This is a genomic window from Colwellia sp. TT2012 (assembly GCF_001440345.1).
In the GTDB taxonomy this organism is placed as follows: domain Bacteria; phylum Pseudomonadota; class Gammaproteobacteria; order Enterobacterales; family Alteromonadaceae; genus Colwellia.
The window spans coordinates 888,116-911,264 of the sequence record NZ_LJYX01000006.1; the positions used below are offsets into that span (position 1 = coordinate 888,116).

At 39.2% G+C, this 23,149-nt stretch carries 24 protein-coding genes; 20 read left to right on the forward strand and 4 right to left on the reverse strand.

Annotated elements, in window-relative coordinates; translation table 11 throughout:
- The first annotated feature begins 43 nt into the window (after positions 1 to 43).
- From flgB to ASU03_RS05620, 20 genes are all read left to right on the forward strand, one after another.
- Positions 44 to 442 (forward strand): flagellar basal body rod protein FlgB, encoded by a 399-nt coding sequence (gene flgB / locus ASU03_RS05545; protein WP_057831016.1) that lies wholly within the window; start codon positions 44 to 46, stop codon positions 440 to 442.
- Positions 443 to 444: 2 nt separating this feature from the next.
- Positions 445 to 876: a flagellar basal body rod protein FlgC gene (gene flgC / locus ASU03_RS05550; RefSeq protein ID WP_057830849.1), complete on the forward strand. Its 432-nt coding sequence runs from the start codon at positions 445 to 447 to the stop codon at positions 874 to 876.
- A 2-nt stretch (positions 877 to 878) separates the two neighbouring features.
- Positions 879 to 1,034 carry a hypothetical protein gene (locus ASU03_RS22050; RefSeq protein ID WP_442855123.1) on the forward strand — a complete coding sequence of 52 codons (156 nt, stop codon included), beginning with the start codon at positions 879 to 881 and terminating at the stop codon, positions 1,032 to 1,034.
- A gap of 2 nt (positions 1,035 to 1,036) precedes the next feature.
- A complete protein-coding gene (locus ASU03_RS22055) occupies positions 1,037 to 1,192 on the forward strand; it encodes a hypothetical protein (protein ID WP_442855123.1) in 156 nt (51 codons plus the stop codon).
- A gap of 2 nt (positions 1,193 to 1,194) precedes the next feature.
- Positions 1,195 to 1,350 (forward strand): hypothetical protein, encoded by a 156-nt coding sequence (locus tag ASU03_RS22060; RefSeq protein WP_442855123.1) that lies wholly within the window; start codon positions 1,195 to 1,197, stop codon positions 1,348 to 1,350.
- 2 nt (positions 1,351 to 1,352) lie between these two features.
- Positions 1,353 to 1,520 (forward strand): hypothetical protein, encoded by a 168-nt coding sequence (locus ASU03_RS20620; protein ID WP_157465821.1) that lies wholly within the window; start codon positions 1,353 to 1,355, stop codon positions 1,518 to 1,520.
- Between the two features lie 38 nt (positions 1,521 to 1,558).
- Positions 1,559 to 2,251: a flagellar hook assembly protein FlgD gene (locus ASU03_RS05555; RefSeq protein ID WP_057830850.1), complete on the forward strand. Its 693-nt coding sequence runs from the start codon at positions 1,559 to 1,561 to the stop codon at positions 2,249 to 2,251.
- Between the two features lie 476 nt (positions 2,252 to 2,727).
- Positions 2,728 to 4,032 carry a flagellar hook protein FlgE gene (gene flgE / locus ASU03_RS05560; RefSeq protein WP_057830851.1) on the forward strand — a complete coding sequence of 435 codons (1,305 nt, stop codon included), beginning with the start codon at positions 2,728 to 2,730 and terminating at the stop codon, positions 4,030 to 4,032.
- Positions 4,033 to 4,246: 214 nt separating this feature from the next.
- Positions 4,247 to 4,990, forward strand: coding sequence for a flagellar basal-body rod protein FlgF (gene flgF / locus ASU03_RS05565; protein ID WP_057830852.1), 744 nt, complete (start codon positions 4,247 to 4,249; stop codon positions 4,988 to 4,990).
- A 68-nt stretch (positions 4,991 to 5,058) separates the two neighbouring features.
- Entirely contained in the window at positions 5,059 to 5,847 is a 789-nt protein-coding gene (flgG, locus tag ASU03_RS05570; RefSeq protein WP_057830853.1) for a flagellar basal-body rod protein FlgG, read from the forward strand.
- A 38-nt stretch (positions 5,848 to 5,885) separates the two neighbouring features.
- Positions 5,886 to 6,626, forward strand: a complete 741-nt coding sequence (gene flgH, locus ASU03_RS05575; RefSeq protein ID WP_082627157.1) for a flagellar basal body L-ring protein FlgH — start codon at positions 5,886 to 5,888, stop codon at positions 6,624 to 6,626.
- Positions 6,627 to 6,743: 117 nt separating this feature from the next.
- Positions 6,744 to 7,835 carry a flagellar basal body P-ring protein FlgI gene (locus tag ASU03_RS05580; protein ID WP_057830854.1) on the forward strand — a complete coding sequence of 364 codons (1,092 nt, stop codon included), beginning with the start codon at positions 6,744 to 6,746 and terminating at the stop codon, positions 7,833 to 7,835.
- A 74-nt stretch (positions 7,836 to 7,909) separates the two neighbouring features.
- Positions 7,910 to 9,034, forward strand: a complete 1,125-nt coding sequence (flgJ, locus tag ASU03_RS05585; protein WP_057830855.1) for a flagellar assembly peptidoglycan hydrolase FlgJ — start codon at positions 7,910 to 7,912, stop codon at positions 9,032 to 9,034.
- 147 nt (positions 9,035 to 9,181) lie between these two features.
- Entirely contained in the window at positions 9,182 to 11,176 is a 1,995-nt protein-coding gene (gene flgK / locus ASU03_RS05590) for a flagellar hook-associated protein FlgK (RefSeq protein WP_057830856.1), read from the forward strand.
- A 9-nt stretch (positions 11,177 to 11,185) separates the two neighbouring features.
- Entirely contained in the window at positions 11,186 to 12,403 is a 1,218-nt protein-coding gene (gene flgL / locus ASU03_RS05595; RefSeq protein WP_057830857.1) for a flagellar hook-associated protein FlgL, read from the forward strand.
- A gap of 221 nt (positions 12,404 to 12,624) precedes the next feature.
- Positions 12,625 to 13,797: a flagellin gene (locus ASU03_RS05600; RefSeq protein WP_057830858.1), complete on the forward strand. Its 1,173-nt coding sequence runs from the start codon at positions 12,625 to 12,627 to the stop codon at positions 13,795 to 13,797.
- Between the two features lie 403 nt (positions 13,798 to 14,200).
- Positions 14,201 to 15,367: a flagellin gene (locus ASU03_RS05605; RefSeq protein WP_057830859.1), complete on the forward strand. Its 1,167-nt coding sequence runs from the start codon at positions 14,201 to 14,203 to the stop codon at positions 15,365 to 15,367.
- Between the two features lie 142 nt (positions 15,368 to 15,509).
- Positions 15,510 to 15,938 carry a flagellar protein FlaG gene (locus ASU03_RS05610; protein WP_057830860.1) on the forward strand — a complete coding sequence of 143 codons (429 nt, stop codon included), beginning with the start codon at positions 15,510 to 15,512 and terminating at the stop codon, positions 15,936 to 15,938.
- 57 nt (positions 15,939 to 15,995) lie between these two features.
- Positions 15,996 to 17,387: a flagellar filament capping protein FliD gene (fliD, locus tag ASU03_RS05615; RefSeq protein ID WP_057830861.1), complete on the forward strand. Its 1,392-nt coding sequence runs from the start codon at positions 15,996 to 15,998 to the stop codon at positions 17,385 to 17,387.
- Between the two features lie 178 nt (positions 17,388 to 17,565).
- The gene (locus ASU03_RS05620) at positions 17,566 to 19,611 is read left to right on the forward strand and encodes a motility associated factor glycosyltransferase family protein (RefSeq protein ID WP_057830862.1); all 2,046 of its coding nucleotides are present in this window, start codon (positions 17,566 to 17,568) and stop codon (positions 19,609 to 19,611) included.
- Between the two features lie 46 nt (positions 19,612 to 19,657).
- Here the strand turns inward: ASU03_RS05620 and ASU03_RS05625 are convergent, their stop codons facing one another.
- Genes ASU03_RS05625 through ASU03_RS05640 form a run of 4 tightly spaced genes read right to left on the reverse strand, consistent with a single transcriptional unit; the run spans position 19,658 to position 23,149 of the window.
- On the reverse strand, positions 19,658 to 20,422 hold the full coding sequence (locus tag ASU03_RS05625; RefSeq protein ID WP_057830863.1) for an oxidoreductase: 765 nt from the start codon (positions 20,420 to 20,422) through the stop codon (positions 19,658 to 19,660).
- Positions 20,423 to 20,424: 2 nt separating this feature from the next.
- Complete coding sequence (locus tag ASU03_RS05630) at positions 20,425 to 21,120, reverse strand: acylneuraminate cytidylyltransferase family protein (protein WP_057830864.1); 696 nt, start codon at positions 21,118 to 21,120, stop codon at positions 20,425 to 20,427.
- Positions 21,117 to 22,100 (reverse strand): Gfo/Idh/MocA family protein, encoded by a 984-nt coding sequence (locus ASU03_RS05635; RefSeq protein WP_057830865.1) that lies wholly within the window; start codon positions 22,098 to 22,100, stop codon positions 21,117 to 21,119. The genes ASU03_RS05630 and ASU03_RS05635 overlap by 4 nt, the downstream gene beginning before the upstream one ends.
- On the reverse strand, positions 22,100 to 23,149 hold the full coding sequence (locus ASU03_RS05640; protein ID WP_057830866.1) for a nucleotidyltransferase family protein: 1,050 nt from the start codon (positions 23,147 to 23,149) through the stop codon (positions 22,100 to 22,102). The genes ASU03_RS05635 and ASU03_RS05640 overlap by 1 nt, the downstream gene beginning before the upstream one ends.

Consider the following 23,149-nt stretch of genomic DNA (forward strand, 5'->3'; position numbering starts at 1 on the left):
TTGAATGTTATTTAGCTATAACGTGAATCATCGTGAGGCTATTATGGCTATAGGATTTGATCAAGGCTTTCAATTACACTCCCAAGGCATGCTTATCCGTGCCCAACGTGCAGAAGTTATTGCCAGCAATATTGCCAATGCGGATACCCCAGGTTACAAAGCAAAAGGGCTTGATTTCAAACAAGCACTTACACAAGCCGCAAATAAGCAGCAAATGGGCATGTCTCGTACCAATGAAAAACACTTTGATGTACGCACAGAACTCAATAATTCAGTAAGTTTTCGTGTACCAAATCAGCCTGATACTGGGGATGGTAATACGGTAGATGTACAAGTGGAACGAAACTTGTATCTAAAAAACTCATTAGAGTATCAAGCAAGTGTGCAATTTCTTAATGGCAAAATAAAAGCTATGAAAAAAGTGATTAGCGGAGGTCAATAATTATGAGTCTTTTCAACGTATTTGATATCACGGGTAGTGGTATGAGCGCACAATCAATCCGCTTAAATACTACGGCGAGTAATATTGCCAATGCAGAAAGCGTTAGTAGTAGTGCCGATAAAACTTACCGCGCTAGACATCCTGTTTTTGCCGCTGCCATGCTAGAAGCTGCCGCAGGACAAAGAGCAAGTGACGGTAGTAGCGTAGGGGTTACTGTTTTAGGGATTGTTGAAAGTGATAAACCGCTAAATGTTGAATATGCACCTAATCATCCCATGGCCGATAAAGACGGTTATATCTATAAGCCCAACGTTAATGTTATTGAGGAAATGACTAATATGATATCAGCATCGCGTTCCTATCAAACGAACGTGCAGTTAGCTGAGTCGGCGAAAAACATGCTCAATAAAACCTTAATGTTAGGGCAAAGATAATAATGACTTATAAGGCAGTGATTAATTTTGTTGATGAGGAAATGAATGATGTCACTAATACCGTACTATCAGCATCGCGTTCCTATCAAACTAACGTGCAGTTAGCTGAGTCGGCGAAAAACATGCTCAATAAAACCTTAATGTTAGGGCAAAGATAATAATGACTTATAAGGCAGTGATTAATTTTGTTGATGAGGAAATGAATGATGTCACTAATACCGTACTATCAGCATCGCGTTCCTATCAAACTAACGTGCAGTTAGCTGAGTCGGCGAAAAACATGCTCAATAAAACCTTAATGTTAGGGCAAAGATAATAATGACTTATAAGGCAGTGATTAATTTTGTTGATGAGGAAATGAATGATGTCACTAATACCGTACTATCAGCATCGCGTTCCTATCAAACTAACGTGCAGTTAGCTGAGTCGGCGAAAAACATGCTCAATAAAACCTTAATGTTAGGGCAAAGATAATAATGACTTATAAGGCAGTGATTAATTTTGTTGATGAGGAAATGAATGATGTCACTAATACCGTACTATCAGCATCGCGTTCCTATCAAACTAACGTGCAGTTAGCTGAGTCGGCGAAAAACATGCTAAATAAAACCTTAATGTTAGGCAAAGATAATGAAAAATATTGATAGGTCACTGAGTTTACTGCATAACGTAGGAGTGGGTAATGGAAACAGTTAAAGGCACTAACCCGTTAGAGGGACTTCGTTGGAAAAAAGAAGAATATAAAGAGGTTGAAAAAGATAACGGCATGCTGACGCAAGCTGATTTCTTTGCGCTGTTAACTCAAGAACTAGCGAATCAAGATCCAACCAAACCAGTTGATAATAACGAAATTATTTCTCAAATGACCGCCTTTTCAACTACTGATGGTGTACAAAGGTTGAATGATTCGTTTGATATCTTTGCCAGTTCTATGACGTCTAGCCAAGCACTGCAAGCTTCCTCGCTGGTTGGTCGAAGTGTTTTAGTTGAAGATAATGTCTTTGGCATGGAAGAGGGGCAATCGATAAAAGGTAAACTGGTTTCAGACAAACCAGCCAGTAACGTAAAAATTTATGTTGAAAATATTGCCGGTGAAATCATTCAAACTGTGCAAGTAGGTAAGGTCGATGCCGGCGGAATGAACTTTACTTGGGATGGTCAAACCGCAGAAGGTGAACCTGCTCCCGAAGGTGCTTACCGTTTCCGTATTGTTGGTTTGGTTGACGGTCAAGCCTCTGAATTAGAGGCGATGACATACCGTAAAGTAGATAGCGTAACGTTAGCAGGTGCTGGCGGTAATATTATACTGAATCTTAACGGCGGTAGCTCCATGGTATTAGCCGATGTAGTTGAAATATCGGGTGGTGATAGTTAAGTTTTGAGTAAAATAATTAAATAGAAAGTATAAATTTCACCTGACAGAGTAATAACAAGCATTTAACTGCCCAGGTATTTAGCAAAATAACGATTTTTTAAGAGAGTTAGATTATGTCATTTAACTTTATTGGTGCATTAAGCGGTTTGTAACCGTGAAGTATTTAAGCGGGTTTACAACATCATAATTAGTTTAGTTTGTTGTCGCCGAACGACTTTTTAAGAGAGTTAGATTATGTCATTTAACTTTATTGATGCATTAAGCGGTTTGTAACCGTGAAGTATTTAAGCGGGTTTACAACATCATAATTAGTTTAGTTTGTTGTCGCCGAACGATTTTTTAAGAGAGTTAGATTATGTCATTTAACTTTATTGGTGCATTAAGCGGTTTGTAACCGTGAAGTATTTAAGCGGGTTTACAACATCATAATTAGTTTAGTTTGTTGTCGCCGAACGATTTTTTAAGAGGATTAAATTATGTCATTTAATATTGCATTAAGCGGGTTAAACGCCGCACAAAAAGACTTAGATGTTACATCAAATAACATTGCCAATGTCAACACGGTTGGCTTTAAAGAGTCCCGAACTGAGTTTGTTGATGTTTATGCTGCATCTTTACTGGCTGGAGGTAAAACTAAAGTAGGCGATGGTGTTTTAACGGCGGATGTTGCTCAGCAGTTTTCCCAAGGTAGTATTCAATTTACCAATAACTCCCTTGATTTAGCCATTGCCGGTAATGGTTTTTTTGTCACCGTACCTGAAATTGACAGTTTAGATACCTCTTACACCCGTGCTGGTCAATTTAAATTAAACGACAGTAACTTTGTCGTTAATTCATCTGGTGGTTATTTATTAGGTTTTCCAGTTAATGCTGATGGCTCTTCTTCATCGGTAGCGCTAAGTACCGCATCGCCTTTACAAATACCGACAGCTTCTGGCGCACCATCAAAAACAAATGAGGTCGATGTTAAGATGAATTTACCTGCGGGTGACTCTATACCCGCTTTTGGCTTTGATCATACTGACCCACTAACGTATAACAACTCGACCTCGGTAACCATTTTTGATTCGTTAGGCGACAGTCATGTGATGACTTATTATTTTGTGAAATCAGCGCCGAATACTTGGGATATGTACGCGGCCGTTGATAACCAATTGGTCGATATTACAGGAGGGCCTGTTAATAATGGTGCTGGTATTAACGGCGCACAATTAACCTTTCTTCCTAATGGTGATTTCAATACTCAAGTTCCCGCTCTTATCCAAACAGCACCATTAGGTACGACGATATTAAGTAATGGCGCTGATCCTAGTCAGCAGATTATTGTTGATTTTAATTTAGATGGCACGGGGCCAAATGTTAATGAGCCAACACAATATGCTTCTAGTTTTGAAGTAACCTCATTAGAGCAAGATGGTTTAGCGGTAGGTCGATTAACCGGTATCGACATTGATAGCGATGGCCTTGTGCGTGCCACTTATAGTAATGGTACCTCAGAGCCTTTAGCACGTATTGCTTTAGTTAGCTTTGCCAATAATCAAGGGCTCACTCAAGTTGGCAATAGTTCATGGAAAGAGAGTATTGTTTCCGGTGAAGCGTTAGCCGGTGAAGCGGGCTCAGGTACTTTTGGTACCATTAACTCCTCAGCATTAGAGCAGGCTAATGTTAATTTAACTACCGAACTTATTGATTTGATTTCTGCACAGCGAAACTTTCAAGCCAACTCGCGAGCACTGGAAGTTAGTAACCAACTAAACCAAACTATCTTACAAATTAGATAGTTTTCAAAACCTTTAAACTTTTTGGCACAGAGCATACGCCAATAAGTTAATCATAAAACTGTTAGTGATGAGTTTGTCTAAACTCCCTAGCAGTTTTTTTATGCTATTTAATCAATTAGACCATGTCAGTTAGTTGCTTAGTAAACGTCTTTTAAATAGCTGGCACTCTCCTTGCATTTGTTCAGTATAACCTTTTATATTTTGGAAAAACATTATGGATAAGTTGCTTTATATCGCCATGAGTGGCGCTAAACAAAACATGCAAGCCTTATCAATAAATGCCCATAACTTAGCGAATGCTACAACTACTGGCTTTAAGGCAGATTTAGCACAAGCGCGTAGTATGCAGGTCTATGGCGAAGGGATGCCTTCGCGTGTTTTTTCAATGACAGAGCGTGCTAGCCAAAATTTTGACTCGGGCTCAATCCTTCATACGGGGCGTTCACTAGATGTTGCCATTGCGGGAGACGGTTTTTTTGCGGTACAAGCCGAGGATGGTCAAGAGGCCTATACTCGCGGTGGTCATTTTCGTTTAACGGAAACAGGCGCCTTAGAAACTAACGATGGTGAATTAGTCATTGGTGAAAATGGCCCTATTATCTTACCGCTACCAGTAAATAATATTCAAATTTCTCGTGATGGCACCATCATGGTTCAGCCTGAAGGCGCGCCAAGTAGTGTGCAAGTAGAAGTGGCTCGTATCAAACTAGTTAACCCGGACGTACGTTTAATCGAAAAAGGCAATGATGGTCTTTTTCGCGCCAAAGATGGTAGGCAATTAATTGCCGATATTAATGTTAACGTCCTTGGCGGATCATTAGAGTCGAGTAATGTTAACCCCATTCATGAAATGACCGCCATGATTTCTTTGCAGCGACAGTTTGAAATGCAATTAAAAATGATGAAAACCGCAGAGGAAATTGACGCAAGTGCAGCTTCGTTATTACGTGCTTTTTAATTATTAGTATCTTTCAGTTAATATTTAGCTGTTTTCAAAAACAGTTACCAGTCAATCAGAGGTGATGTATGAACCCAGCATTATGGATCAGTAAAACCGGCTTAGATGCGCAAAATAAAAACATTGCGGTAATCTCTAATAACCTAGCGAACGCGAGTACCGTAGGCTTTAAAAAGAGTCGAGCGGTTTTTGAAGACTTACTTTACCAAAATCTTAACCAGCCAGGTGGTCGCACGGCACAAGATACGGAAGCACCGTCAGGTTTAATGATAGGTGCGGGTACCAAAGTGGTCGCCACTCAAAAAATTCATACTCAAGGTGACATGATTACCACAGATAACGCCCTTGATTTGATGATTCAAGGCGAAGGTTTTTTTGAAATTCTTATGCCAGATGGTAGTTCAGCTTATAGTCGCAATGGCCAATTTACCATGGATGATGAAGGTAATCTGGTTACCCCAGGTGCGGGTTACCTTCTGCAACCACAAGTGACCATTCCCGAGGATGCGTTAAGTATTATTATTTCTCAAGATGGTGAAGTGTCAGTAACACTGCAAGGGCAGGCTGATCCTGCCGTGGTGGGTCAAATTAACTTAATTAACTTTGTTAACCCAACGGGTCTTCAGCCAGTGGGGCAAAACTTGTATACCGAAACTGCAGTAAGTGGCGCGCCCCAAGAAGGCGTTCCTGGTCTTGAAGGTTACGGCATGTTGGTACAAGGCGCGTTAGAAACATCCAATGTAAACACCACTGAAGAGTTGGTTAACTTAATTCAGAGTCAGCGCATCTATGAAATGAATTCAAAAGTGATTTCTGCGGTAGATCAGATGCTGAGTTATATCAATCAGCAACTTTAGTACAAGTTTTTAATTGAGTGATTGCACAGGAGGCAGTGATGAAAAACACCAAAATATTAAGACAAGTTACTTTACGCAAAGGGTATTTACCCCAAGTGAAGTTACTTTCAGCTTGCTTCTTAATTGCGGTTACTACCGCTTGTAGTAATACCGTCGAATTAAATAGAGTTCTACCCAATGATCCTGACTTTGCGCCAATAATGCCAGAAGAAGAAGAAGAGCACATTGTGCCAACGGGTTCTTTATTTAAGCCCCATTACGTTAATAATATTTATTCAGACTCTAAAGCTCACCGTGTTGGCGATATTATTTCAGTGATTTTAAGTGAGAAAACTCAAGCCAAGAAAAATGCTAAAACTGAGTTAAAAAAAGAAAATAAAAGTTCGTTAGATGCCGTTACTGGCTTCGGGGGGTTCCCCGTTACCATTAATGGCGAGTCATTACAGTTTGGTGTCAGTCAGAGTTCTCAATTTAAAGGTGACTCAAAAACCGACCAAGGTAACAGCTTAACGGGCCATATATCAGTACATGTGCTCAGGGTGCTACCCAATGGTAACTTAATGATTCGCGGTGAAAAGTGGTTAACCTTGAATAATGGCGACGAGTATATTCGTTTAACGGGTGTTATTCGCTCTAAAGATATCAGTTCCAACAATACCATTTTATCAACTAAAGTCGCCAATGCGCGTATTCAATATGCGGGTACCGGTAGTTTTGCGGATACTAATGAGCAAGGTTGGTTAGTTAAGTTTTTCAACAGTTCTTGGTGGCCCTTTTAGTTTTCTGCAAAGGGACAAAGTAGGCTTTGCTGCTAACGCATAGCCTGAGTCCTGAAATCTAGTTCAAGGTGTTAGCTTAAAATATTAGTTCAGGTGTTAATTTAAGGTGGAAATCTAATGAAAGTAGTAATAAACACATTTATCCTTCTGGCATTATTGGCATCCTTGTCAGTAAGTGCCCAGCGTATTAAAGATTTAGCCGATGTTGCTGGGGTGCGATCAAACCAGTTAATTGGCTATGGTCTAGTGGTAGGTTTACCGGGTACAGGTGAGCAAAGTCCGTTTACCGAGCAAAGTTTTAAAACCATGTTAAGTAACTTTGGTATTACTATGCCGGCAAACCTAAAACCAAAAATAAAAAACGTTGCTGCAGTTGCGGTACATGCCGAATTAAGAGCTTTTACCAAATTAGGCCAAACGATAGATATTACTGTCTCTAGTATGGGCAGTGCCAGCAGTTTACGTGGCGGCACCCTATTGCAAACAATTTTAATGGGCCTCGATGGTAATGCTTATGCAGTCGCGCAAGGCTCTTTAATCGTTAGTGGTTTAGGTGCGCAAGGCCTAGATGGCTCACAGGTATTAGTCAATATTCCTACGGTTGGGCGTATCGCCAATGGCGCGATTGTTGAGCGAGAAGTGAAATCCCCTTTTTCATCCGGTGATTATATAACCTTTAATTTACGTCATTCTGATTTTACTACCGCTAAATTATTGTCTGATACTATCAATGATCTTATTGCTGGCTCAGCCAAAGCCCTTGACGCCACCTCAGTGCGGGTTAGGGCTCCTCGAGATGTTAGTGACCGAGTGAGTTTTTTATCGGTACTGGAAAATCTTGAATTTGAGCCGGCTACACCAGCGGCAAGAATTATTGTTAATTCACGTACTGGTACCATAGTGATTGGCTCTGAAGTGAAACTACTGGCGGCAGCGATTACCCATGGCGGTATTACTGTCACCATTAATGAAGTGTTAGATGTTTCTCAGCCTAATGCCTTTGCCGAAGGCGAAACCGTGGTTACTAATCAATCATCAATCAATGTAAGCAACACCGACGCCCGTATGTTTGTCTTTAAACCTGGGGTTACCTTAGAAACCTTGGTACGTGCTATCAATGAAGTTGGCGCTGGCCCTGGCGATGTTATGGCTATTTTAGAAGCGTTAGATCAAGCGGGTGCAATACAAGGCGAACTCATCATCATTTAATTAATTATTCTCCTTGTTGCTGTATCGCTCAACTTAAGCGTCTTTAAAAATGTTACTTACAGGGTACTAAAATTATGGATATCAATTTAAGCCAAAACCACAACTTTGCTCAAGCGCGTAATGCCCTAGATCTAAATGGCTTAAATGCTATCCGTCAACAATCGCGCGCAACCGATGATGAATCAAAACAAGCGGCGTTAAAAGAAGCGGCGCAACAGTTTGAAGCTATCTTTATGAGAATGCTACTGTCAAGTATGCGTAAGGCGCAAGACGTACTGGAATCAGACAGCCCCTTTAATTCTGAATCAAGTAAATTCTATCGCGACATGCATGATCAACAAATGGCGATTGAATTATCTTCCACGGGGTCTTTAGGGTTAACGGACTTAATTATTCGGCAACTTGGTGGTGATAGTGGCGGTTTCACGCCTAGCTCTGTGTTACGTAATGATGGTAATTTACCCTCCTTTCACCAGGTTAACTCGGCCGATGATAAAGTTGCTAATAGCAGTAAAGGCGATAAAGACAAGCAACATAACTCCTTAGTAGAAAAAATGTTGATGGATAAAAGCCAAATTAAGCCAGATATCGATATTCCATTTGCCGGTAGCTATCAAGCTATTCATAGTGTCAGTCGCCAAGTTATCAGTGCCGTTAGCCAACTTCCTATCAATGCGGCTAGCCAAGCTCAAAGCGTCAATATTTCAGCGCCTATAGCAGTACACAACTTTAATGAGCCAAAAGACTTTGTCAGCGCTTTAATTGCACCAGCAAAAAAAGTTCAACAGAAGCTCGGTGTGCCTTTTGAAGTTATTATTGCCCAAGCGGCACTTGAAACAGGTTGGGGGAAAAAGATAATTAAAGGTCAAGATGGAGCTAGTTCAAATAATCTCTTTAATATAAAAGCTGATTCTCGTTGGTCTGGCGATAAAACAACCAAAGAAACCTTGGAGTTTGAGCAAGGCACTATGGTTAAAAAATCAGCGCCATTTAGAATGTATCAATCACTCACTGACAGTGTTAATGACTACATAAACTTCCTTTCAACCAGCGAACGCTACCAAGAGGCATTACAAAAACCTGGCAATGTGGAACACTTCCTGCAAGGTTTACAAAAAGCAGGTTATGCAACTGATCCTCAATATGCCGATAAAATACTCGGTACCCTGAAAACAGTTACTAACCTTTTAGCGAAGTAAATTATCGCCGTAAATAAGCGAAGAGTACGCCAAGGCAAGTAGCCAATTTCTATTGCGGCAACCTTCAACAAATTTATTTATAGTAAGACATATAACTGATTCACCAGAGCGTTTATCACAGTATGTATTGTTATAGGAGACGACATTATGACAGTGAATTTATACCAAACCGGTGTCAGTGGCTTAATGGCCGCTCAACAGCAGCTGGCAACAACAGGTCATAACATTGCCAACGTAAATACTGAGGGTTATACCCGCCAACGAGCCGAGCAAAATTCTGCCTTGGGTATTAATAATGGCAGTAACTACATTGGCTCAGGCACCTATATTCAAGATATAACCCGTCTTTATGATCAATTCTCTCATAAAGAGCAACTATTAACGCAAAGTAACCTAAGTAATGCCGATTTACTCCATGCTCGGTTGACACAGCTTGATCAAGTTATGGCGGCTTCAGGTAATGCGATTGTTGGCTCCTTAGATAACTTCTACCAAGCACTAAATGGTGTTGCCGATAATCCTAACGATTCAGGTTTACGCAGCATAGTGCTCAATCAAGCTGGTATTTTAAGTAATAATCTCAATGAGCTAACCAATAATTTCGATAGAATGAGCAAGGCAGTTAATGGTGAAATAGAACAAATTGCCAATAGAATTTCCGAAATATCACTAGAGATAGCGAAGATAAATGAAACCATTTTATCTTCGCAAAATTTAAGCCAAGGTGGCCAACCTAATGACTTACTTGATAAACGTGATCAACTGATTGGTCAATTAAGTGAGTTTACCCGAGTTACCACGGTCGAAGATGGCAATGGGGTGCTGACCGTAATGATAGGGCAGGGAACTACTTTAGTTGCGGGTATTACGCCGATGACCTTGCGAGTAAAGGCTGGCGACCCTGATACACAAAAAATACAGCTAAGTCTAGTCAGTAATAATAGTAGTGTCGCTATAAACGGTACAATATTAGGTGGCTCATTGGCCGCTAATTTTGAATTTAGAGATGAAAATCTCAGTCAAATTCGCACTGAAATAGACCGTTTAGCGATGGCAATATCGGCAACCTTAAATGATAGCCAGGCCAGTGGTTTAGATTTAAATGGCGTACAAGGTGCTAATATTTTTACCGATATAAACACCACTCAATTACAGCAAGGTCGAGTATTAGTCCCCTCAAGAAATACGGGCACAACGCAAGCACAAGTGACTATCAACGATGTCTCGCTATTGCCTACCGATGAATTTGAAATTCGTTTTGATGGCGCCAATTTTACCTTATATAACTTAACCTCGGGTGGTAGTGAGAACTTAGGAGCTCCAGGCGCGGGTGTGCCAGCAGGTACACATACACCTACATCACCTGATTATGGTTTTTCATTTGTTGAAACTGGTGTACCTGTTGCCGGTGATATTTTTGTCATTATACCAACAAAAAATAGCGCCGCGTTAATGCAAACCACGTTAACCAATGGCAATGCCATCGCTGCCAGTGCCGCTATTGCGGTAACGCCATCAAGTAACAATGTCAGTGATGGTAAGGTGGAAATCACCAATGTGACTAACCCCGTGGCTGCGAGAAGCTATGATGTTACGGTTGATGTTTATGAAAGTGCACCAGGTACCTTTAGTTACCGTGTTTATGATACGGCAACACCGCCACCAGCACCAACCATTGCCGCGGGTACTTATGCTGCCGGTGCTAGTGTTTTAATTGATATCCCCGCAGGTACGCCTGATTTTCAAATTGAAATTAGTGGTGACCTTGTGGGCTCAGGGACTAATGCCCGTGAAACCTTTACCTTAGGTGACGCCTTTGGTGTCGGTAATGGTAATAATGCCGTTTCTATGGCAAAAACCCAAGAACTAGGGGTAACTAATGGCGGTAGAGAAACTTTTAGTAAAAGTTTATCCGTATCAACCTCAGTGGTGGGTGCTAAAGCCAGTAATGCTAATTTATCTGCCGATACCGCTCAAGCCCTTTATACCCAAGCTTATAATCGTAATCAAGCGTCCTCAGGGGTTAACCTTGATGAGGAAGCCGCCAACCTGATGAAGTATCAGCAAGCCTATCAAGCAGCATCACAAATTATTTCTACCGCTAATACCCTTTTTGACACTATTCTAGCCGCGGTAAGGTAAGGAATTTCTATGCGAGTATCTACAGCGCAGTTTTACTTACAAAGTGTTCAACTGATGAATCAAAAGAGCTCCGAAATTAATGAGCAGATGGCCCATTTGTCCAGTGGTAAACGGGTGTTAACGGCTAAAGATGATGCCGTGGCTTATGGCACTTTGGCTGGCTATAAAAATGACTTGGCAAATATTGAAAAATATAAACGCAATATCAACCAGGCCGAAAGTCACAACAGCTTTCAAGAAGTTGCTTTTGCTGGCGCTGAAGATATCCTAAATGATATTCAGCAACGTCTGCTACAGGCTAATAACGGTGCTATGTCTAATGAAGACTTACAAACGCTAGCTAAGCAAGTTCGTCATAGTTTTAACCAGTTGTTTGATGTTGCCAATAGTCAAAATGAAAATGGCGATTATGTTTTTTCTGGCTTTCAAACTGAACAACAACCCTTTAGTCAACAAGTTGACGGTAGTGTTTTTTATGGCGGAGATAGCGGTGTCAGAGAGTTGCAAATAGCCAGAAACATAAAAATACCCACCAACCAAACCGGCGATGCTGCTTTTATGAGGGTTGCCAATGCCATTGGTGATTTCAGTGCCAATTATCCCACAACACCCTCTAATAGCTCAGGTATTGCCGTTGAAAGTGCCAACGTAACAAACCGCGGTACATATAACACCAGCGCCATACCACATGATTATACCTTTACTTTTGGCCCCGGTGCGGCAGATTTGAATGTACTAGACAGCGGTGGCGCGAATGTTTTTACCACAGGTGCTTATGTTGTTGGGCAAAAAATTTCCTTTGACGGCATTGAGGTTACTTTAATCGGCAATCCTTTGCCGGGTGACAGCTTTACTCTCAGTGAAGAAGAAGATATTAGTGTTTTTTCCACCATCAATAATGCCATAGCTTGGATGGAACAAGGCTCTGTTGCCACCAATCAAGAACAACATCAAGTAGATTACAACACCATTTTAGAGCAACTGAACTCGTCCATGATTCATATCACTTCAAGGCGAGTGGATTCCGGTATACGGCTGCAAGTCCTTGATAGTCAAAAGGATAGGCACCTTGATTCAGAGCTAAGTCTAGCGACTGGGCAAGCTAACATTGAAGATTTAGATTTTGCCAAAGCTATTTCGGAGTTTGAGCAAGCAAAAATCGCTTTGCAGGTATCACAGCAAACGTTTAGCAAGGTACAAGGTTTAACATTATTTAATTATATTTAATTATATTTAATTTTTTAGAATAGTTAATGAAAGTGGCATTGTTTATGCTTGCTTAATAAGCAATAGCAAAGCTATTGCAAGGTAGTAACAAAAATAACAAATAGCTGACGGTAAATATAATAACACCCAGCGGTTTTTATTAATAAAGAAAGAAAAGAGCAGAGGCTTGCCTTAACAAGCTTCTAATAACACAAAGTAAACGTACACATTAGGAGTTCATTATGGCTTTATCAGTCGTTACTAACGTCGCATCATTGAATGCGCAACGTAACTTAACCAAGTCAGGTCAAGGGCTTGCCACATCAATGCAACGATTATCATCGGGTATGCGTATTAATAGCGCGAAAGATGATGCCGCTGGTATGCAAATTGCTAACCGCATGACTTCGCAAATCAATGGTTTGGCGGTAGCTCAACGAAATGCTAATGATGGTATTTCAATGGCACAAACTGCTGAAGGGGCGATGCAAACTTCAACCGATATTTTACAACGTATGCGCGAACTAGCATTGCAATCGGCTAACGGTTCAAACTCTGCTGGCGATAGAGAGGCTCTACAAAAAGAAGTGACGGCTTTAAAAAATGAGCTAACCCGAATTGCGGAAACAACACAATTTGGTGGCACTAATTTACTTGATGGTAGTTTTGGTACTAAAGCATTCCAAGTAGGTACAAATTCAGGTGAAATGATTACCATTGGCTTAAGAGATATCAGTGCGGATAGCCTTGGTGCTGTTGGTGTTCGTGAAGTTACCGCCGGTGGTGCTGTTACTCTGGCCCAAGGTGATGTTGCGGGTCTTCAAGATGGTGATGGTACACTAACTGTGGCCGTATCTGGTCAGTCCATTAGTGTTGATATGACTAGTGTTACAGATAACGTAAGCTTAACTAGCGCAATCAATGCGGCAGGTAATGGCTTAGGTATCACGGCTACCTTAAATACAGCAACCAGTGTTATAACTTTTTCAGGTCAAGTGGCAGGCTCTGCAACTACAGATACAATGGTTATTGCTGGGACAGATGACACGGGGGGAGCGCTTACGGGTGTAACCAGTGCCATTGCAGTCACTACTGATGTTCATACCGATACCATTGATATCTCTACTGTGGCAGGAACTGCGGATGCGTTAAAAATAATTGACCAAGCATTACTTGATATTAGCGATAGTCGAGCCAACTTAGGTGCGGTGCAAAATCGCTTTAGTCACACTATTGGTAACCTGGCTAACATTCAGGAGAATGTATCAGCATCGCGTAGTCGAATTCAAGATACTGATTTTGCAGTTGAAACGGCCATATTGACGAAAAACCAGATATTACAACAAGCAGGTACCTCAATTTTAGCGCAAGCGAATCAAATACCACAGGCAGCCCTTAGTTTACTTGGTGGTTAATAACATAGTAGTCATATCGTTATTTAAACCATCACTTTTTAGTGATGGTTTTTTTATTTTATGTTTTTGGATTATCATCAAACTCCCACCATTCAGTTTGTCACTCTTTGGTTATTTCGATTATCATTTAAGCCAGAAATTTGTAATGTTTCACCTAGCTATATTGCTTAACACTTCATAACTGGCAAGGGTTGTTAAAGGATTATTTATTACAGAGTATTTTTAATACACCATAGCTACTATCTATAAAGTCTATATTCCAACTATTTATCCTTTTACATAAAAACATTAAAGTTATTTTAAACCCTGCCGTTAACTTAATTAGCAAGGGGCTTAATTAGTAAAAAATACAGCTCTGAAGTGAAAATTTAAACACATTATTTTTATACTTAGGAGTTTCATCATGGCTTTATCAGTAATTACCAATATATCATCATTAAATGCGCAACGTAATTTATCTAAATCAGGTGGAGCACTGGCCGAATCAATGCAACGCTTATCATCAGGTATGCGAATTAATAGCGCGAAAGATGATGCGGCAGGTATGCAAATTGCTAACCGCATGACTTCACAAATAAATGGTTTAGCGGTAGCTCAACGAAATGCCAATGACGGTATTTCAATGGCACAAACTGCTGAAGGGGCGATGCAAACTTCAACCGATATTTTACAACGTATGCGCGAACTAGCATTGCAATCGGCTAACGGTTCAAACTCTACGAGTGACAGAGACGCACTACAAAAAGAAGTGACCGCCCTGCAAACCGAATTAACCCGTATTGCGGAAACAACCCAATTTGGTGGTACCAATTTACTGGACGGTAGCTTTGGTACTAAGGCGTTCCAAGTAGGCTCTAACTCAGCAGAAACAATCACTATTGGCTTAAAAGATATCAGCGCGGATACCCTTGGTGCTGTTGGTATGCGTGAAGTCACCGCCGCCGGTGCTGTTGTTTTGGCCCAAGGTGATGTTGCGGATCTTCAAGGTGGAGACGGTGCACTAACGGTTGCCGTATCTGGTCAAACCATTAGTGTTGATATGACCAGTGTTACAGATAACGCAAGCTTAACTAGCGCAATCAATGCGGCAGGTAATGGCTTAGGTATCACAGCAACCTTGGATGCAACAGCTAGTACTATAAGTTTTACAGGTCAAGTGGCAGGCTCTGCAGTTGCAGATACAATGGTTATTGCTGGGACAGATGACGCGGGGGGAGCGCTTACGGGTATAGCAAGTGCCATTGCAGTCACTACTGATGTTCATACCGATACCGTTGATATCTCTACTGTGGCAGGAACTGCGGATGCGTTAAAAATAATTGACCAAGCATTACTTGAAATTAGTGATAGTCGTGCCAACTTAGGTGCGGTACAAAATCGCTTTAGTCATACTCTTGGTAACTTGGCTAACATTCAGGAGAATGTATCAGCATCGCGTAGTCGCATACAAGATACTGATTTTGCAGTTGAAACGGCCATATTGACGAAAAACCAGATACTACAACAAGCAGGTACCTCAATTTTAGCGCAAGCGAATCAATTACCACAGGCTGCATTAAGCTTACTCTAATGATGGGGGAATAATTAGGTAATTACATCGTATTGATTTATATCGAGAAGGAGGAGTGATGACACATCTTCCTTTTCGCGTTTAATTTAGTACTAAATTCACTGGTTACTTTTGAGTAAAATAAGTCATTAAGGGGGTTATAATGAGTGTAGAATTAACAGGAACGGCTATTGATATTTTGCCAGTTAAACCTCCACAGGTTCAAAACAACGAACATCAAGCTATAAAAGAATTTACTGATTCAACATTGAGTGTCGAAAATAAATTAATTCGAGCTAATGAAGCCGAAGAGACTCAACGTATTCATAATGTTAGTGAAGAAACAGCACAACAAGAAAAGGTAATGACTGTCCATCAACTTGAAAATGTGGCTAAACAATTGCAAGAGTTTATTGGGACGATGAACCGAGGTCTAGAATTTTCTGTTGATGAAGACTCTGGGCGAGATGTGATTAAAGTGATAGATAAAGAGTCAGGTGATATAATTAAACAGTATCCGTCTGAAGAAGTTTTGTCACTGGTTGCTAAGCTTTCTGAAGCAATAGGTAATTTTGTCGACTCTAAAGTTTAGCCATTAATTAAAATGGTACATGGCGTTATTTATTGAAGGGTTTTAGGGGGTATTGTTATGTCGATTACATTTCAAGGATTAGGTTCAGGTCTACAAATTGGTGAAATAGTTGAAGCTATTGTTGGTGCTGAAAAAGTACCCTATGAATCCCGTCTTAACTTTCAAGAAGCTACCACCAGAGCTGATATTTCTGCAGCCGGATCCCTTAAGTCTGCGTTAGAAGATGTACAAAACGCGATTGCAGGTATAGCGGATGCTGACAAGTATCAGCTACGTACAGTAAAAGGTGCTGACGACTTTATTTCAATAACTTCTAGCAGTAAAGCCGGTATCGGAACCTATGATATTAGAGTAGATGTCCTTGCTTCTGCCCACAAACTCGTCTCCGAGGAAATTGACAGTGATGAAGCGGTAGGCGAGGGAAGTTTATCATTCACTTCTGGCGAAAACACCTTTACGATTAATGTTTCTGCTACAGAAACGCTTGCAGAAATTCGTGATAAAATAAACGACAGTACAGACAACGAAACGGTTAATGCCACCATTATTACCGATGATAATGGTCAACGGCTAGTCTTTAGTAGTAAAGAAACCGGTGTTGCTAATGCTATTACCGTTACCGTAGATGATGTTGGTGATAATAATAATACTGATACGCTCGGTTTGTCTCGTTTAGCCTCAGCCAATTTGATCGAAGCAACTCAAGCTATTGATGCCCAAATAACGATTGATAACACTGTTACCATTAGTAGCTCCACTAATGAATTTATCAACGTCATTGATGGTATTGATATTACCGCAAAAAAAGTACAAAGCGTTGATGATGGCGACAGTCAAGTAAGTATTACCGAAGATAATAGTAATATTGAAGAAGGTCTGGAGGCATTTGTTTCTGCATACAATAAACTTGTTGACTTAAATAGTAACTTTGGCCAAGTTGGTAAAGGGAAAAGCGGGGTCATGATTGGAGACTCATTATTGCGCGGAGTAATGTCAAAAATTAGAAATGAATTTACCGCAAGCTTTGACTTTGGCAGTGATGGAACGTTGACACTTTCCGAACTCGGTATTAGATCTGACCAGTATGGAAAAATGAGTATCGATAGTGACGTTCTAAATGAATTTATTCATAATAATGTCGATAATGTTCAGCAACTTTTAGTGGGTACAGAAAGTAAACCCGGCTTTGCCGGAACATTGACAACGCTGCTCGACTTTTATACCAAGTCAGATGGTTTACTTCAGGGACGAATTGATAGTAAAGAGCTTAAACTTGACCAAATAGATGATGACCGAGAAGCCTTTACCCGAAAAATGGACTCACTTGAAGCACGCTTATACACTCAATATAATGCTATGGATTTGTTGGTTGCCGGTTTAAACGCCACCAGTACTTACTTAATGGCGCAATTAGATAATATGCCTGGAGTTGTTCGTAATAATAATTAATGGTTTAAATTATTATTCTCTCAGTCACAAACTTTTATTATACTTATTCTTTATTTGAAAAGTTGAATTACCGTTCTCATACTTCCACTTGGTCATAACTTCTTTTTCTCTTCTTTTTTACTTTAATTTCAGTATGTTATTTGTTATTTTATATAAAACATAGTCTTGGAGCAATACTTTGGATACCACAACAATAACCATAAAAAAAATGTTATTAAACGCGACCTTAAAAGCTAATTTAGATGCGTTAAAGGTTTTTCTCCCAGCAATATATGAAATGTTCAAAAATTATACTCCGGTAGATGCTGGTGTGGTAATTAATGATGAAGGTAATATCGATCTCTTTAACCAACAGGCATTTGTTTATAGTGGGAGGCCAGAACAATTTGCAAAAGAACAAGTAGCGTCGTTTATAAAAACACCACTTTTTTTCGATTTGAAAATGGACGAGATTAGTGGGAGTAAAATACTTTATGATCACCAACGAGTATTAGAAGCTATTGAAATAAAAAGAAAAGAAGAAGTTACAACTCCTGCAACTTTTAATGAAAAAAGGCTTGATTTCGTGTGTATGGTAGGTGTTGGGCTTGGTTACCAAATAGAAGAACTACTAATTCAAAAACAAGTTCAGCATTTGTATTTGTGTGAACCATCTAAAGATATCTTTTATGCAATGCTTCATTGCATCGAATTCCGGCCGATTTTTGAACATTGTATTGCCAATGGTGGTGGAGTTACCATTAATACCGGCAATGACTATGACAATATGTTAAACGGAATTGATGATGTTTTAAAACGGATAGGCAGATTTTATTTACCCCGTTTTTATGTTTACAAACACTATGACAGTGCTACCACTGAAAGTTTTATTAGCAAACTCAAAAAGATTGGCTATAGGTTCGCTTTCGGTTGGGGCTTTATGGAAGATGAGATTATTGGTTTTCGTCATACCTTAGCGAATTTAAAGCTAGGCTACAAGGTTTGTAAAAAACCGTCAGAGTTCACTAACAAGGACCCTAACCGTGCTGTATTTATCGTTGCTAATGGCCCATCATTAGACTTTTCTTTAAAATTTTTAAAAGAAAATCAAGATGACATTATCATTGTCAGTTGTGGTACGACATTACGTGTATTGCTAAAGCATAATATAAAACCGGATATTCATGTTGAAATGGAGCGTCCTGTTGAGATGTTACCTTTTATAGAGGAAATTGAACAGCAGCAAAAAAACTCAACTATTAAATTAAAAGATATTCAAATAGTAGCGCTTAATACCGTTTATCCTGAGCTATTAAAGAAATTTAAAACGCCCTTGTTGCTTAATAAACTTAATGATGCCGGTGGTGAGTTTATTGATGCCTTAGATGTTTCGAATGTATACGCTAGACCACCCCACTCTAATCCAACATGCCCTAATACCGCAGCAACACTTATCGTATCTTTAGGTTTTAAAGAAATATACTTTATTGGTACAGATTTTGGTTATGTCAGTAATGAATATCATCATTCAAAAGATAGCATTTATTATGAGAAAGCCTATAGATCAAAAGCGAAAGAAAAAGATGGAAAAGATGTAATAGATGATCTGATGAATCGAATAGATGGTTTGATGAATCAGGATTTTCAATGTAAAGGAAACTTTCGTGATTTGGTCTTTAGTAATCAAATTTTTGATGCTTCTAGAAAGCAAATCGAATATTTAATTTCTAGTAATACAGACGTCCAGGTTTATAATTGTGCTGATGGTGCTTTAATCAAGCATGCAAAGCCGATGAAAATAGAAAATATTAATTTAATTAGTAATAATCAATCCAAAGAACTACTTCTAAACAAACTGTTGTCTGATGCTTTTGATAACAACGCTTTTACTAAAAAAACATTGGATAAAAGCATAAAAAAAACATTTTATGTATTAAAGGTCACTTTGGATCAATTAATGCTAATTATTAAGCAAAAGGTTAACTCAAGAGAAGAGTTAGCTGATTTATTTGTAGCTCAACATAAATTACTTAGGCAGCTGTTGTTCCGTAAGGAATATCAGTTTAATTACTGGATGATACAAGGTACTTTTCAGTACTTACAAACGTATATAATGAGTAATACTTTAATGTATGATGATTTGGTAAAACGGAATGAATTTATGAATCACAGTCTTTTGTTATTTAGAGAACATGTTGATTTATTATATAAAAAATTAATTGATCAACATGAATTGTCAAGTTAGCCTAGAGTGGTTATTAGTTTAAATAGTTCTATATTACAGAGTAAAGCTAAATTGTGAAGCCATCGTCAATAATAATATTCTGACAGTTTATGTATTGTGAACTGTCAGACAGTAAAAATGTAATGGCGCCCATCATATCCTTTGCCTCTAGCATACCTTGTCCTAACGTTTGCGCTTTGTATGCCTGTTGAAAATTATCTGGCTGAGAGTCTAACAATCCACCAGGGCTAATACTATTTATCCTGAAATTAGAGTTTTTCACATAGGCGACTACATACTTATTTAGGTGCTGTAAAGCCGACTTTATTGCTGCGTATTCCACTGGCATAGTCAAGGTGGTATTATCATAAATATCAAATTTAGGCGCAACTACGCCATAGATTGAAGAAATATTAACCAGTGAAAAAGGTGTATTGTATTTTGAAAAGTATGCGGCACATTGTTGACTAACAAGAAAAGTCGAGCCTAAATTTAAAGCGACGTTTTCATTAAAACTAGCTAAGGTAACATCATAAAAATGAGCACCGTATGTTTTATTTTTTGGGTAGGCGCAACTAACCACACCATCTATATCGTCAAGTAAATAAAAAAATTCTTTTACGTTTTTTTCGTTATTAATATCAAGGTGTTGAATAGATAAATTACTGTCATTTAGGCCAACATCCATTTTTTCTAACCTTGATACTAAGTTATCGGTATCAATATCTGTAGCAATGATTTTTGCTCCAGATTTTAACAGTGATTCTACAACTTTAGACCCCAGAAGGCCTCCAGCACCAATGATTACTATGTTTTTATTTTCTAAGCGCAAAGCTAATTACCTTTTGTTAAATTTAAAATAACTTCTGCAAGTTTAAAGTCGTAAATATCATCAATATCAATAGCGCGTTCTTTAGGTACTTCTATACTCGTGATCTCGCCGTCAAAAATATTTGAATAATTCATTATAAAGTTTGGTGAAGCTGAATATACTACTGTTGTCATATCAAATACTGTCGGCGCATCTTGTCGACGTGATATGGTGCAATCAGGTTTATTAACTAACGCCACCCGACCTTTACAATCAATCTTTACCATATTAAAAAATGGACTTCGGCTAGCAGGAGTAACCGATATACATATATCGGCTTGGGTAGTTGACCGTTTAGTTATAGCATCTTTGACATCTTTGACACTTCGAAGAGGACTTGTTGCAGGAAGGCTGACAAATTCATCAAAGTTACCATATTTTGCGGTTACCCATTCAATAGCATGGCGCCAAGCCAACCATTCAGGACTTTGATCGCCAGCTAGCTCTTGTGGGCGTTGAATGACTATAGCACCTGCCGCTAGAGCAATATCTGCAATTTCAGCATCATCGGTAGAAACAAATACTTTATCTAAAATCTCGACTTTTTTTGCAGTTTCAATTGAGTAACATATTAAGGGTTTACCACTAAGAGGCATAATGTTTTTTCGAGGTAGCCCTTTTGAGCCTCCTCGGGCAAAAATAAATCCATGAGCGATCATAAAGTGCCTCCAAAAACTGCCTTTTCTTTAATTTTTTCTATTAATGTTATTGTTTTGCATGCTTGAAATAATGTGGGGCATTGATTTTCTTTATGATTAATTAATGAGTCAAAATCCGCTAGCATGTCTAGGTACATCTTGTTTTTGTCCCACTCAGGTTGACTGTATAGTGTTTTATCACCTTCTAGGGTATGCAGTGTTATGGTGTTATTAAGTAAATCCCAATCTAATCGTCCTTTGCTACCGATAAAACTACATTTACGTTGAGGCTGTTTTTGAATGAAATCCAAATGAATATTACAAACACAGCCAGTTTTTGAAACAAGTACTATATCGGCAAGCTCTTCAACGTCAAGTTGTAACTCAGTTGAATTACGTAGGTGAGCATAGTGAAAATCCATATCGCCTAAAATCCATTGTAAATAATCAAGCTCATGGCTTAACTCAAGTAAAGCGCCGCCCCCTAAATGAGCATTAGCCGATACTGATTCTCGGTAATCTTTCGTTGGGCGCCAATGGGGAAGGAACTGCCCTATGTTTATTGATGCGTTATAAATATACCCTATAGTTTTGTTTTCTATAAGCTGTTTAATAATAGGTGCTGACGATAAGTAGCGTAGACAATAGCCAACAGCTACAGGTGTGTTGTGTAATTTAGCAATATCTAAAAGGGCTATCGCATCGGCTGACTTTACCGTCACAGGTTTTTCTATTAAAACCGGGATACCGGCTTTTATTAAAGGGATTGCATGACTTGAATGTAGGGTGGCCGGCGATGCAATGATTGAAAAGTATGGTTTCTCATCAATTAACGCTTCAAGGCTATAGACGATTTTATCGGCATTTTCCACTTTGCTATTTGGTTGTCGTCCACTTGCCGACATTGCTAGTATTGTGGCATTTGGGTAGGACATTTTTAAGTTTTTTCGATGCCGCTGAGATATATTTCCTAGACCTATTACCCCAATGCTTAAAGTCATTAACTTAAATCCAGTGAGCTAATGTCAGTTTGTGCTTTATTAAAGTCATCTATACGGCCGATATCTAGCCAGTAATCTTGAAAATGAAACATCATAACTTTATCGTCAAGGTACTTTTCAAGTAATGTTGGCATATCTATTTTTTCATTTTTTTTGACACTGTTGACGATTTTTCTGCTGATCACATAGATACCTGCATTTACATGAAACTTATGTATCGGTTTTTCTTCCATGCTTATTATTTGCTGTCCTTTACTTTCAATAACGCCGTAAGGCACTTGGTATTCATATTCGCGTACGCACATTGTCGCATTGGCTTTAGTTTCATCGTGAAAATTCAGTAATTGTACAAGGTTAACTGTGGTTAATACATCGCCATTCATCACTATAATGGGTAAGTCAGGTAAATCTTTAGGTAGAAGCCCTAATGCACCGCCTGTACCTAAGGGGGTTGTCTCATGGATATACTTAATCGAAACTCCCCACTTATCACCATTACCAAAATAGTCCTGGATCATTTCAGCAAGGTAGTGAGTGGAAATATAAAAGTTATGGAAGCCTGCTGAAATACAATTAATCAAAACCGTTTCTAAGATTGGTTTAGAGCCTACTTTTAAAAGTGGTTTGGGGCAGTTTAACGTTAAGGGTCTTAAACGTGTGCCAAGGCCGCCAGCCATAAAAAACACAGGGTTATCGTATTGTGTTTTTTGTATAAGTTGATGCAGAGTTTCTAAGCCGACCACTTGACCATCTTTTACTATAGGAATAGAGAGTAATCCCATTTTATTCATCAGGGCTAATAATTCAGTTCTGGGTGTATTAATCAGAGCGGTTGTTGGTGTGCTAAACATGATCTCAACGATTGGGGTGACTAATGGTTTACCGTTGATGAGTGCTCTGCGGATATCGCCATCAGTTACCGTGCCAAGTAATTTATTTTTATCACCTACCACTAAAGCAAGCTTCAAGCTTGCTTTGTCAATTACCTTTAAAACTTCTCTAATACTTGAAGAAGGTGCAACTAATATATCTTTCCATTTATTATTCAT